14 protein-coding genes are annotated in these 13,096 nt (G+C 57.5%); 11 read left to right on the top strand and 3 right to left on the bottom strand.

All coding sequences use genetic code 11. The features are described from left to right. Positions 1-57: 57 nt before the first annotated feature. Both degQ and zapG read right to left on the bottom strand, forming a co-directional pair. Positions 58-1,425: a serine endoprotease DegQ gene (degQ, locus tag PFH44_RS01005; RefSeq protein ID WP_045856540.1), complete on the bottom strand. Its 1,368-nt coding sequence runs from the start codon at positions 1,423-1,425 to the stop codon at positions 58-60. A gap of 175 nt (positions 1,426-1,600) precedes the next feature. After that, positions 1,601-1,999, bottom strand: coding sequence for a Z-ring associated protein ZapG (gene zapG, locus PFH44_RS01000; protein WP_041147439.1), 399 nt, complete (start codon positions 1,997-1,999; stop codon positions 1,601-1,603). Between the two features lie 190 nt (positions 2,000-2,189). Here zapG and zapE point away from each other — a divergent pair, with 190 nt between their 5' ends. The 11 genes from zapE to nanQ all read left to right on the top strand — a co-directional run bounded on the left by zapE (position 2,190) and on the right by nanQ (position 11,605). After that, on the top strand, positions 2,190-3,317 hold the full coding sequence (gene zapE / locus PFH44_RS00995) for a cell division protein ZapE (RefSeq protein ID WP_283824091.1): 1,128 nt from the start codon (positions 2,190-2,192) through the stop codon (positions 3,315-3,317). Between the two features lie 289 nt (positions 3,318-3,606). Beyond that, the gene (gene rplM / locus PFH44_RS00990; protein ID WP_004106200.1) at positions 3,607-4,035 is read left to right on the top strand and encodes a 50S ribosomal protein L13; all 429 of its coding nucleotides are present in this window, start codon (positions 3,607-3,609) and stop codon (positions 4,033-4,035) included. A 15-nt stretch (positions 4,036-4,050) separates the two neighbouring features. Further along, on the top strand, positions 4,051-4,443 hold the full coding sequence (gene rpsI, locus PFH44_RS00985; RefSeq protein ID WP_000829815.1) for a 30S ribosomal protein S9: 393 nt from the start codon (positions 4,051-4,053) through the stop codon (positions 4,441-4,443). A gap of 311 nt (positions 4,444-4,754) precedes the next feature. Then, positions 4,755-5,393, top strand: coding sequence for a stringent starvation protein SspA (gene sspA / locus PFH44_RS00980; protein WP_041147437.1), 639 nt, complete (start codon positions 4,755-4,757; stop codon positions 5,391-5,393). Positions 5,394-5,396: 3 nt separating this feature from the next. Next, positions 5,397-5,891, top strand: coding sequence for a ClpXP protease specificity-enhancing factor (gene sspB / locus PFH44_RS00975; protein ID WP_045856546.1), 495 nt, complete (start codon positions 5,397-5,399; stop codon positions 5,889-5,891). A gap of 170 nt (positions 5,892-6,061) precedes the next feature. Beyond that, complete coding sequence (gene nanR / locus PFH44_RS00970) at positions 6,062-6,859, top strand: transcriptional regulator NanR (RefSeq protein ID WP_283824090.1); 798 nt, start codon at positions 6,062-6,064, stop codon at positions 6,857-6,859. A gap of 131 nt (positions 6,860-6,990) precedes the next feature. Further along, on the top strand, positions 6,991-7,893 hold the full coding sequence (gene nanA, locus PFH44_RS00965) for an N-acetylneuraminate lyase (protein WP_283824089.1): 903 nt from the start codon (positions 6,991-6,993) through the stop codon (positions 7,891-7,893). 150 nt (positions 7,894-8,043) lie between these two features. Next, complete coding sequence (locus tag PFH44_RS00960) at positions 8,044-9,531, top strand: MFS transporter (protein ID WP_283824088.1); 1,488 nt, start codon at positions 8,044-8,046, stop codon at positions 9,529-9,531. A gap of 48 nt (positions 9,532-9,579) precedes the next feature. Next, a complete protein-coding gene (locus PFH44_RS00955) occupies positions 9,580-10,269 on the top strand; it encodes an N-acetylmannosamine-6-phosphate 2-epimerase (protein WP_283824087.1) in 690 nt (229 codons plus the stop codon). Continuing rightward, positions 10,266-11,141, top strand: a complete 876-nt coding sequence (gene nanK, locus PFH44_RS00950; protein WP_283824086.1) for an N-acetylmannosamine kinase — start codon at positions 10,266-10,268, stop codon at positions 11,139-11,141. Before PFH44_RS00955 ends, nanK begins: the two co-directional genes overlap by 4 nt. Beyond that, on the top strand, positions 11,138-11,605 hold the full coding sequence (gene nanQ / locus PFH44_RS00945; protein ID WP_045856558.1) for an N-acetylneuraminate anomerase: 468 nt from the start codon (positions 11,138-11,140) through the stop codon (positions 11,603-11,605). Before nanK ends, nanQ begins: the two co-directional genes overlap by 4 nt. Before the next feature lie 72 nt (positions 11,606-11,677). Here nanQ and PFH44_RS00940 read toward each other — a convergent pair whose 3' ends face one another. Then, a complete protein-coding gene (locus PFH44_RS00940) occupies positions 11,678-13,096 on the bottom strand; it encodes a glutamate synthase small subunit (RefSeq protein WP_045856560.1) in 1,419 nt (472 codons plus the stop codon).

The raw sequence follows: 13,096 nt of genomic DNA, 5'->3' as shown, positions 1-13,096 counted from the left end.
TCTTTCACGTTACCGGGACGCAGGGCGCGTCCCGTTGCCCGATTCCGGACCCGCGCATTAGCGCAGCAGGAGATAGATGCTTTCGTTACCGCGCATCACGTTAAGCGCGATCACCGCCGGCTTACTCTCCAGCACCTTGCGCAGCTCGGCGATAGTGCTAATGCGCTCGCGGTTAAGGCCGATGATAATATCGTCCTTGTGCAGGCCGACCTGTGCCGCAGGGCTGGCCTTATCGACGCTATCAACCACCACGCCTTTGGTACCGTCCTTCATCTGGCCATCGCTCAGCGACGCGCCCTGCAGGGCGGGTATAATCAGCTCGGCGCTGGCGCTGGAAGAGGTGCTCTTATCCAGGGTGACCTCAACATTCACCGGCTTACCGTCGCGCAGAAGCCCCAGCTTCACTTTGGTTCCCGGCTCGGTGGTGGCGATACGCGAACGCAGCTCGGCAAAGCTGTTGAGCGGCTTGTCGTTCATGCTGACAATCACGTCCCCGGATTTAATCCCCGCTTTCGCTGAACCGGAGTTCGGCAGCACTTCGCTGACGAAAGCGCCGCGCTGAACGTCGATGTTCATCGCCTTAGCGATATCGGCGCTCATTTCAGTACCTTTAATTCCCAGCAGGCCGCGTTTGATTTCACCAAACTGAATCAGCTGCTGAGCGAGGGTTTTCGCCATGTTGCTGGGGATGGCAAAACCGATGCCGACGCTGCCGCCGCCCGGTGCCAGAATGGCCGTGTTGATACCAATCAGTTCGCCATTCAGGTTCAGCAGAGCGCCGCCGGAGTTACCGCGGTTAATAGAGGCATCGGTCTGAATGAAGTTCTCCAGCCCTTCCAGGTTCAGGCCGCTGCGCCCGAGGGCGGAGATGATGCCTGAGGTAGCGGTCTGCCCGAGGCCGAAGGGGTTGCCGACGGCGACGGCGAAATCACCCACGCGCAGCTTATCGGAATCGGCGATGGCGATTTGCGTCAGATGGGATGGTTTTAGCAGCTGCAGCAGGGCGATATCGCTTTGATCGTCGCTGCCGACCAGCTTCGCGTCAAACTCGCGGCCATCGTTGAGCTGGACGCTTATCTTTTGCGCCTGGCTGATGACGTGATTATTGGTCAGCACATAGCCTTTTTCGGCGTCGATGATAACGCCGGAGCCGAGCCCCTCAAAAGGCTGTGCCTGCTCCTGTGGCGCATTGTCGCCAAAGTATTTTTTCAGCTCTTCCGGCATGTTTTGCGCAGGAGAGGCGGTGCCTTCAACCTGGACGCTAACCACCGCAGGCAGCACTTTTTCCAGCATCGGCGCCAGGCTCGGCACTGCCCCCTGGCCCGGTACCTGCGTGGGTATCGACGCCGTAGCCGTAGGTACAACGGACAACGATAACCCGATGCTTAACGCTAACGCACTCAACAGCAAAGTCTGTTTCTTCATTAGATGCTGGCTCTCGTAACCTGAGGTGTGTGGAAAATCGTCCCGAATGGCCTGATGTTATTGAATTTTCGACCAGGTAACAACGTGGTCAATGTTTTAAATTGTAGCTGGGATGTAGGGGGGAAGACGGGCGCAAAGAGTGCGCCCGGAAAATATTTTTACGCTAACCGCAGGATTAGTCGCGTTTTGCACCACCGCGCAGCAGGCCGGATGCGCCTTCAGAATAGTCACGCGGCATCTGCACCGGCGCCTGATCGTTACCGGCTTCTGATTCAGCCAGGCGGTTGCGGAACGGATTAGCCTCCGCCATGGTATCCGGCAGCAGGCTGCTGGAGCTTTTTGCCATATGCTGGTACAGCTGGCGATAGTCATCGGCCATGTTATCCAGCAGTTCAGCGCTGCGCGCAAAATGGCTGACCAGCTCTTCACGATACTCTTCAAGCTCTGTTTTATTCTTTTCGAGTTCGAACTGCAGCGCCTGCTGTTGACGTAATTTGCGGTTGCCAAAACGCATGGCGACGGCACCGATGATGATACCGACAACTAGCCCAATTAGCGCATATTCCCAGGTCATGTACATCTCCCGTTGTTTTGTGGTTCCGTAGGGTGGCTATGAGGCTCTCCGCCTGCGCCCGATAGTGCCACTATAACCGCTAATTCCACAGAAGTGGAATCCTGGCGTATCATCGCGTAGTGTAGAACGGCCTTTTTTTCGACAATCGTGAGCTTTGACGTTACGATTTTCAAGGAATAACAATTAGATCATGCAAAGCCTGTCCCCAACATCGCGTTACCTTTTAGCTCTCAAAGAGGGCTCTCATCAGCCTGACGACGTCCAGCAAGAGGCGGTAAAACGCCTCGATACCATCTATCATGAACTGCAGGCAAAACCCGCCCCGACGCCGCAAAGCGGCGGCCTGCGGGCGAAATTTGGCAAACTGCTGGGCAAGCGTGAGCCAGCGCCTGAAACGGGCTCCGCCCGCGGTCTGTACATGTGGGGTGGCGTGGGGCGCGGTAAAACCTGGCTGATGGACCTCTTTTATCAGAGCCTGCCCGGCGAGCGTAAGCAGCGCCTGCACTTTCACCGCTTTATGCTGCGCGTTCATGAAGAGCTGATTGCCCTGCAGGGGCACAGCGACCCGCTGGAGATCCTTGCCGACCGCTTCAAGGCGGAAACCGATGTGCTGTGCTTTGATGAGTTTTTTGTTTCAGACATTACCGATGCCATGCTGCTGGGTGGGTTAATGAAGGCGCTGTTTGCACGCGGCATCACGCTGGTGGCGACCTCTAATATTCCCCCGGACGATCTGTACCGTAACGGCCTGCAGCGCGCCCGCTTCCTGCCGGCTATCGAGGCGATCAAGCAGCATTGCGATATCATGAACGTCGATGCGGGCATTGATTATCGTTTACGCACGCTCACCCAGGCCCACCTCTGGCTATCGCCGCTCAACGAGCAGACCCGGCAGCAGATGGATAAGCTGTGGCTGGCGTTGGCCGGCGCGAGGCGCGAGCAGACGCCGACGCTGGAGATTAACCACCGTCCTCTGCCCACGCTCGGCGTGGAGAACCAGACCCTGGCGGCATCGTTCACGACGCTGTGCGTCGATGCGAGGAGCCAGCATGACTATATTGCGCTGTCTCGCCTGTTCCATACCGTTATGCTATTTGATGTTCCGGTTATGACGACGCAGCTGGAGAGCGAGGCGCGGCGCTTCATTGCGCTGGTTGATGAATTCTACGAGCGCCACGTTAAGCTGGCGGTCAGCGCGGCGGTGCCGCTGCACGAAATTTACCAGGGCGAACGCCTGAAGTTCGAGTTCCAGCGCTGCCTGTCTCGCCTGCAGGAGATGCAGAGCGAGGAGTATTTAAAGCGTCCTCATATGCCGTAACGCGTCTTTCTCCCTCTCCCGGCGGGAGAGGGCTGACGCAGATGCGCGAGGGCCCGCTCCGCTGGCGAAAAAACCCAATCCAAATCACATAAAGGGGTCGATCTTTGTACGTGACTTCTCTATAATCTTGCGACCCCACGTTACGAGAAGGTTTTTTTCCCAAAACTTTCTATGTGCCGGCATAGGCTATTCGAAGGGGTAGGTTTGCTGGACAATGTCGTGTGAACCTCAACTGACTAAACGTTTGGGTGTTCACCAACGTGTAACTTATTATTTGGGTAAGCTTTTAATGAAAACTTTTACAGCTAAACCAGAAACCGTAAAACGCGACTGGTATGTTGTTGACGCGACCGGTAAAACTCTGGGCCGTCTGGCTTCCGAACTGGCTCTGCGCCTGCGCGGTAAGCATAAAGCGGAATACACTCCGCACGTTGATACTGGTGATTACATCATCGTTCTGAACGCAGAAAAAGTTGCTGTAACCGGCAACAAGCGCGAAGACAAAATGTATTACCACCACACCGGCCACATCGGTGGTATCAAAGAAGCGACCTTTGAAGAGATGATTGCTCGCCGTCCTGAGCGTGTGATTGAAATCGCGGTTAAAGGCATGCTGCCAAAAGGCCCGCTGGGTCGTGCTATGTACCGTAAACTGAAAGTTTACGCGGGTAACGAGCACAACCACGCGGCACAGCAACCGCAAGTTCTTGACATCTAATCGGGATTATAGGCAATGGCTGAAAATCAATACTACGGCACTGGTCGCCGCAAAAGTTCCGCAGCTCGCGTTTTCATCAAACCGGGCAACGGCAAAATCGTTATCAACCAACGTTCTCTGGAACAGTACTTCGGTCGTGAAACTGCCCGCATGGTAGTTCGTCAGCCGCTGGAACTGGTCGACATGGTTGAGAAACTGGATCTGTACATCACCGTTAAAGGTGGTGGTATCTCTGGTCAGGCTGGTGCGATCCGTCACGGTATCACCCGCGCTCTGATGGAGTATGATGAGTCCCTGCGTGGCGAACTGCGTAAAGCTGGTTTCGTTACTCGTGATGCTCGTCAGGTTGAACGTAAGAAAGTCGGTCTGCGTAAAGCACGTCGTCGTCCTCAGTTCTCCAAACGTTAATTGTTTTCTGCTCACGCAGAACAATTTGCGAAAAAACCCGCTTCGGCGGGTTTTTTTATGGATAAAACGGCCGCTTTCCATGGCGAAGTCACCCATTCTTACCACTTTTTCAGCATTTCCAGAATCCCCTCACCACAACGTCGTCAAGATCTGGTAAACTATCATCCAATTTTCTGCCCAAATGCTGGTGATTGTTCGTTTTTTGTTTCTTTCATAAACGAGAATCTCTTCCCGCGAATGGGGTTTTTACATCTGGCTAGCCATGCGTGGCTGGTAGCAGTACAAAATTCTGAATATACCTGGAGGTTTTCATGGCTGTCGCTGCCAACAAACGTTCGGTAATGACGCTGTTTTCTGGTCCTACTGACATCTATAGCCACCAAGTCCGCATCGTGCTGGCAGAAAAAGGTGTTAGTTTTGAGATAGAACACGTGGAGAAGGATAACCCACCTCAGGATCTGATTGACCTCAACCCAAATCAAAGCGTACCGACGCTGGTGGATCGTGAGCTCACTCTGTGGGAATCCCGCATCATTATGGAATATCTGGATGAGCGTTTCCCACATCCGCCGTTAATGCCGGTTTATCCGGTGGCGCGTGGTGAAAGCCGTCTGTACATGCAACGTATCGAAAAAGACTGGTATTCGCTGATGAATACCATTCAGACCGGCACCGCCGCACAGGCTGATAACGCGCGTAAGCAGCTGCGTGAAGAGCTGCAGGCGATTGCGCCAGTCTTCACCCAGAAGCCTTATTTCCTGAGCGACGAGTTCAGCCTGGTAGACTGCTACCTTGCACCGCTGCTGTGGCGTTTACCGGTACTCGGCGTCGAAGTGATTGGCGCGGGTGCGAAGGAGCTCAAGGGCTATATGACTCGCGTATTTGAACGTGACTCCTTCCTGGCTTCCTTAACTGAACCCGAGCGTGAAATGCGACTCGGTCGAGGCTAACCGATGGATGTATCGCAGCTAACGCCGCGTCGCCCGTATCTGCTACGGGCGTTCTATGAGTGGCTGCTGGATAACCAGCTGACTCCGCATCTGGTCGTCGATGTCACTTTGCCGGACGTTATGGTTCCGATGGAGTATGCGCGCGACGGACAAATCGTTCTTAACATTGCTCCGCGTGCCGTCGGGAATCTGGAGCTGGCTAACGATGAAGTGCGCTTCAACGCCCGCTTTGGCGGCGTTCCGCGCAATGTCTCCGTACCGCTGGCTGCCGTACTGGCTATCTACGCGCGTGAAAACGGCGCAGGGACCATGTTCGAGCCGGAAGCGGCTTACGATGAGGACGCCATCAGCCTGAATGATGACGAAGCATCGTCAAGCAACGAGAACGAAACGGTGATGTCAGTGATTGACGGCGATAAGCCGGATAATCACGAGGATGACCCTGATGACACGCCGCCGCCTCGCGGCGGGCGACCGGCGCTACGCGTCGTGAAGTAATTCTCCAGGCAGGGCCATCAGGCCCTGCTTTTTTATATCATCCTGCGCCTGAATCCAGCGGTCTCACTCATCGTCAGCTGCCGTTCTGCCCTGACCGCCGTTAACTTCACCCGCCAGATGTTCCTATGATATGATGAATCTGCTGTCACATTTGTCACTCTTCGCTACCTATGGACACTATGAAAGCATCGGATACGCACGCTGAAAGTACTGCTGATAACGTCGGACGCTCGCTGCGTAGCCGGCCGCTGACGCGTAAAAAACTGTCCGAGATGGTCGAAGAAGAGCTGGAGCAAATGATTCGCCGACGCGAGTTTGCCGAAGGCGATCAGCTCCCCTCAGAGCGGGAGCTGATGACATTTTTCAACGTCGGCCGCCCGTCGGTACGTGAAGCGCTGGCGGCGCTAAAGCGTAAAGGTCTGGTGCAGATTAGCAACGGAGAACGGGCCCGCGTTTCTCGGCCTTCTGCCGACACCATCATCGGAGAGCTCTCCGGTATGGCGAAAGATTTCCTCTCCCATCCCGGCGGAATCGCGCATTTCGAGCAGCTGCGTCTGTTTTTTGAATCCAGCCTGGTTCGCTACGCGGCTGAGCATGCCAGCGATGAACAGCTTGAAAAGCTGGTACAGGCTCTTGAGATCAACAGCCAGTCGCTGGATGACAATACGCTGTTTATCCGTTCAGACGTTGAGTTCCACCGCGTGCTGGCGGAAATTCCCGGCAATCCGATTTTCATGGCCATCCACGTTGCGCTCCTCGACTGGCTCATCGCCGCGCGCCCTAAGGTTCCTGAAGGGGAACTTCATGAGCATAATAATCTAAGCTATCAACAGCATATCGATATCGTTACCGCCATTCGCCGCCGCGATCCGGATGAAGCCGATCGCGCTCTGCAAACCCACCTCAACAGCGTCTCCGCCACCTGGCACGCCTTCGGCAAGAAAAAACAGCCGCGTAAATCCGTCTAAGGATCCTCAGGATCGTTTAGTGAAGCAGATCGCATAATAAGCGTTTGGTATGAGGCTGCTGCTTATTTGTTCTGGTATAACAGGTATAAAGGTACATAGTTAATCACAACAAATAACGCGACGAGGTCTCTATGGCGGTAAATTTACGTGGGGTAATGGCGGCACTGCTGACGCCGTTTGACGGGCAGCAAAAGCTGGATCAAGACAGCCTGCGGCGGCTGGTGCGTTTTAATCTCAATCAGGGGATAGACGGGCTCTACGTTGGCGGTTCTACCGGCGAGGCGTTCGTGCAGACCAGCGCTGAGCGCCAGCAGGTGCTGGAAATTGTGGCTGAAGAAGCGCAGGGGAAGATGACGCTGATTGCCCATGTCGGCTGCGTCAGCACAATGGAAAGCCAGCAGCTTGCGCAGGCTGCCGAAGGTTACGGCTACGACGCGGTATCTGCGGTGACGCCGTTCTACTATCCGTTCAGCTTTGAAGAACACTGTACTCACTATCAGGCGATTATTGATTCCGCTAATGGCCTGCCGATGGTGGTCTATAACATCCCGGTGCTCAGCGGCGTGAAGCTGACGCTCGATCAGATAGGCACCCTGGTGACGCTCCCGGGCGTGGGCGCGCTGAAGCAGACTTCCGGCGATCTCTACCAGATGGAGCAGATCCGCCGGTCGCATCCGGATTTGGTACTGTACAACGGCTTTGACGAAATCTTTGCCTCCGGGCTGCTGGCCGGCGCAGACGGCGGGATCGGCAGCACCTACAACATTATGGGCTGGCGCTATAAGGGGATCGTTAAAGCGCTTCAGGCCGGCGATATCGCGCAGGCGCAGAGGCTGCAGGCTGAATGTAATAAGGTCATCGACCTGCTGATCAAAACCGGCGTGTTCCGCGGGCTTAAAACCGTTCTTCACTATATGGACGTCGTTGCTGAACCGCTGTGCCGTAGGCCATTCGCGCCGGTGGATGAGAAATTCCTGCCGGAGCTGAAGGCGCTGGCGCAGCAGCTGCAGCAAGAGAGGCAGCATCTGGGTTGAGGATAGCCTCCGCGCTATGAGAGTGGAGCAACGCCCGGAGAGCGGCAGTAGCCCTTCCGTCCGGGTGACAACATTGATATGCCAGATGGGTGATAGCGGCATCTGACATGAGAAACCAAGCGTGGGTCTGACCCATCGCGGGAGAGTAAAATGAGCACAACGACCCAGAACATCCCGTGGTATCGCCATCTCAACCGGGCGCAGTGGCGGGCTTTCTCCGCCGCCTGGCTGGGGTATTTGCTTGATGGTTTTGATTTTGTATTAATCGCCCTGGTGTTGACGGAAATCCAGGGAGACTTCGGCCTGACCACCGTTGAGGCGGCGAGTCTTATCTCTGCGGCCTTCATCTCGCGCTGGTTTGGCGGGCTGATGCTCGGGGCGATGGGCGATCGCTATGGACGGCGGCTGGCGATGGTCAGCAGCATTATTCTTTTTTCGGTGGGCACCCTGGCCTGCGGATTTTCGTCGGGCTACACCACCCTGTTTATCGCCCGGCTGGTGATCGGCATGGGGATGGCGGGGGAGTATGGTTCCAGCGCTACCTACGTTATTGAAAGCTGGCCCCAAAAGCTACGCAATAAGGCCAGCGGATTCTTGATCTCCGGCTTCTCAGTAGGGGCGGTCGTTGCTGCACAGGTCTATAGCCTGGTGGTTCCCGTTTGGGGATGGCGAGCGCTATTTTTCATCGGTATCGTACCGATTGTTTTTGCGCTGTGGCTGCGAAAAAACATTCCGGAAGCGGAAGACTGGCAGCAGAAGCATGCCGGAAAAACGCCGGTGCTCACGATGGTCGATATTCTGTACTGCGGAAAACACCGGGTGATAAATATTTTCCTGACCCTCGCTGCGGCAACGGCGCTGTGGTTCTGCTTCGCGGGTGAACTGCAAAATGCCGGAATAGTGGTGGTCCTGGGGCTGCTGTGCGCGGCTATATTTATCAGCTTTATGGTGCAAAGTAGCGGCAACCGCTGGCCGACCGGCGTGACGCTGATGGTCGTTGTGCTGTTTGCCTTCCTGTATTCATGGCCCATTCAGGCGCTTCTGCCAACCTATCTCAAGACGGATCTGGCTTACGATCATACTACCGTCGCGCAGGTGCTGTTCTTTAGCGGCTTTGGCGCCGCGGTTGGCTGCTGCGTCGGCGGCTTTCTCGGCGACTGGCTGGGCACGCGAAAAGCCTATGTTTACAGCCTGCTTGCGTCACAGCTCCTCATTATTCCCGTCTTTGCTATCGGTGGCACAAACGTCTGGGTCCTTGGCCTGCTACTGTTTTTCCAGCAGATGCTGGGGCAGGGGATCTCCGGGATCCTGCCAAAGCTGATTGGCGGCTACTTCGATACCGACAAGCGTGCGGCCGGATTAGGTTTTACCTACAACGTGGGGGCGCTGGGCGGAGCGATTGCCCCGGTGCTTGGCGCCCTGATCGCGCAGCGAATGGATCTCGGCACGACCCTGGGATCGCTTTCCTTCGGCCTGACCTTCGTCGTGATCCTGCTTATTGGCCTGGATATGCCCTCCCGCGTTCAGCGCTGGATCCGTCCCGAAGCCTTGCGGACCCACGACGCGATTGACGGTCTGCCGTTCAGCGGCGCCGCGCCGTCGGGTGCGCGCAAACGTGGCCTAATGAAAATCCGCTAACCTGTGCCCGGCGGCATGCCGGGCGATTGTCTTTGCCAGGGAGTCATCATGTCTTTGCTTGAACTACTCGATACCCGCATCAGCGCCAACGGTGGATTAATCGTTTCCTGTCAGCCGGTCCCCGGCAGCCCGCTGGATACGCCGCCCATCGTTGCCGCCATGGCGCTCGCCGCTGAACGAGCCGGGGCGGTGGCGTTACGTATTGAAGGCGTGGAGAACCTCCGCGCGACCCGGGCTGCGGTGACGATACCGATTATCGGCATCCTCAAACGCGACCTGACGGATTCGGCGGTGCGCATCACGCCGTTTCTCGAGGACGTGGACGCCCTGGCGCAGGCTGGGGCGGATATCATCGCCATCGACGGCACCGATCGCCCGCGGCCGGTGCCGGTAGCGGCGCTGCTGGCGAAGATCCATCAGCGCAATAAGCTGGCGATGACCGACTGCTCATCTCCTGAAGATGGCCTCTCCTGCCGGCGGCTGGGGGCGGAGATTATTGGTACCACGCTGTCGGGCTACACCGGCGGGGAAACGCCGCAGGCGCCGGATCTCGCGCTGGTGCGCGCCCTGCACGCGGCGGGCTGTCGGGTGATTGCGGAAGGGCGCTACAACACGCCGGAGCTGGCGGGGGAGGCAATGCGTAACGGCGCGTGGGCGGTTACCGTTGGCTCGGCGATTACCCGTCTGGAGCATATCTGTGAATGGTATAACGCGGCGCTGAAAAAGGCGGCACCATGAGCACGCTGGCGATAGATATCGGCGGGACGAAGCTGGCTGCGGGGCTGGTGGGCGATGAGCTTGCGCTGCTGGATCGCCGTGAAATGCCCACTCCGGCCAGCCGAACGGCGGCGGCGCTAGCCGCTGCGTTAGAAGAGCTCGTTGCCCCGCTGGCCGCGCGCGCAGAGCGTTTTGCCGTGGCCTCAACCGGTATCATCCGGCGCGGAACCTTAACCGCCATCAACCCGGCTAATCTTGGCGGCCTGGCGTATTTTCCTCTGGTCGACTGCCTGTCCACGCTCACCGGGCTACCCGGCATCGCGCTCAACGATGCTCAGGCGGCGGCTTGGGCGGAGTATCAGGCGCTGCCGGAGAAAGTGGGTGAGATGCTCTTTTTAACCGTGTCGACGGGGGTCGGCGGCGGAGTGGTTAGCCGCGGCAGGCTGCATATCGGAAGCGGCGGCCTGGCCGGGCATTGTGGCCATACACTGGCGGATCCCCACGGCCCGCGCTGCGGCTGCGGGCGTACAGGCTGCGTGGAAGCGGTCGCGTCAGGGCGCGGTATTGCGGCAGCCGCAGAGGGCGAGCTGAGCGGGCTGGACGCGAAAGCTATCTTTAGCCGTGCGGCACAGGGAAACCCGCAGGCGGAGCGGCTTATCCGGCGCTCGGCGCAAGCGCTGGCGCGGCTGATTGCCGACCTGAAAGCCGTGACCGACTGTCAGCTCGTGGTGGTTGGCGGCAGCGTGGGTCTTGCCGGCGGCTATCTGCCTCTGGTTAACGACTATCTGTTACAGGAACCCGCGGTCTATCATGTCCCGCTGCGGGAAGCTTACTACCGGCACGATGCGGGCCTGCTGGGCGCGGCATTATGGGGACAGGGAGATAAGCAATGATTTTGGGCAATGTTCACCAGCCATTCGCTGCCGGCCTTCCGCCGGCGCTGGCGCAGGCAATTCTTCTGGCGCAGGCTCACGACCTGCAAAGCATCGCGCCGGGGCGCTACGAGCTGCAGGGTGACAGCGTATTTATGAACGTGATGCGGTTCAGTACCGGGGGGCCGGCAGAGAAAAAGGCGGAGCTGCATACGCGGTTTATTGATATTCAGATCCTGCTGGCGGGGGAAGAGCGGATATTTTTCGGCGTAGCGGGAGCCGCTCGCGAGTGCGAAGACGCGCACGACGAGGATGATTATCAGCTGTGTCGAAGTATTGACGGCGAACAGGTATTGACCCTGCAGGCCGGTATGTTTGCGGTATTTATGCCCGATGAACCGCATAAACCGGGCTGCGCGGTGACGCAGGCGGCTGAGATCAAAAAGGTGGTGATCAAAGTTAGCGCCAGCCTGCTGGCGAAATAGAAAAAGCCCGATGGCAACAAACCATCGGGCTTTTTTTGGCGACCCGGATAAGCGGCTATCCGGGCCCTGGCGTTACACTTCCAGGTAGTTGAGGATCCCGTCAGCCGCTTTGCGACCTTCGGCAATCGCCGTCACCACCAGGTCAGAACCGCGCACGATATCGCCGCCGGCGAAGATCTTCGGGTTGCTGGTCTGGAACGCGTTTTCGTTACCTTCAGGGGCAATAATACGACCCTGTGAGTCGAGCTCAACGCTGTGTTTCGCCAGCCATTCCATGCTGTGCGGACGGAAGCCAAACGCCATAACTACCGCATCGACCGGAATGACGTGCTCGGAACCGGCAACGATTTCGGCCCGACGGCGGCCCTTCGCATCCGGCTGGCCCATCTCGGTGCGCGCCATCTTCACGCCGCACACTTTACCGTTGGCATTCACCTCAACGCCCAGCGGCTGAACGTTGAACTGGAACTCCACGCCCTCTTCACGCGCGTTTTTGACTTCGCGTTTCGAGCCCGGCATGTTCTCTTCGTCACGGCGGTAGGCGCAGATAACGTGAGTAGCGCCCTGGCGGATAGAGGTACGCACGCAGTCCATTGCGGTGTCGCCACCGCCGAGAACCACGACGCGCTTGCCTTCCATGCTGACGTACGGCTCGTCCGGCGTTTCGCCAAAGCCCATCGTCTGCTTGGTGTTGGCGATCAGGAACGGCAGCGCATCATACACGCCGTTCGCATCTTCGTTTTCCAGCCCGCCGCGCATCGACTGATAGGTACCGACGCCGAGGAACACGGCATCGTACTCTTTCAGCAGCTCGTCGAGCTGAACGTCGCGGCCCACTTCAACGTTGAGTTTGAACTCAATCCCCATGCCGGTGAAAATTTCCCGGCGGCGGGTCATGACCTCTTTTTCCAGCTTAAATGCCGGAATGCCGAAGGTCAGCAGGCCGCCGATTTCCGGATGGCGGTCGAACACCACCGCCTTCACGCCGTTGCGGGTCAGGACGTCAGCACAGGCGAGGCCCGCCGGGCCCGCGCCAATGATGGCGACCGTTTTGCCGACCGGCTTGACGCCGGAAAGGTCGGGACGCCAGCCCATCTCGAACGCTTTATCGTTGATGTAGCGCTCGATATTGCCGATGGTCACGGCGCCAAACTCATCGTTCAGCGTACAGGAACCTTCACACAGACGGTCCTGCGGGCACACGCGGCCGCACACTTCCGGCAGGGTGTTGGTTTGATGCGACAGCTCAGCCGCTTCAAAAATACGACCTTCATTGGCCAGCTTCAGCCAGTTAGGGATGTAGTTGTGAACCGGGCACTTCCATTCGCAGTACGGGTTGCCGCAGGAGAGGCAGCGGTCTGCCTGCGCCTTAGCCTGGCCCTCTGAAAACGGCTCGTAAATCTCAACAAATTCAATTTTGCGGATCTTCAGCGGCTTCTTTGGCGGATCAACGCGCTGTAAGTCGATAAACTGGTATACGTTCTGGCTCAT

It is taken from the genome of Klebsiella sp. Ech2A (genome assembly GCF_030078455.1).
GTDB classification, from domain to species: domain Bacteria; phylum Pseudomonadota; class Gammaproteobacteria; order Enterobacterales; family Enterobacteriaceae; genus Klebsiella; species Klebsiella terrigena.
Note: the sequence above shows the minus strand (reverse complement) of the source record. Positions and strands in the feature narration are given on the sequence as shown.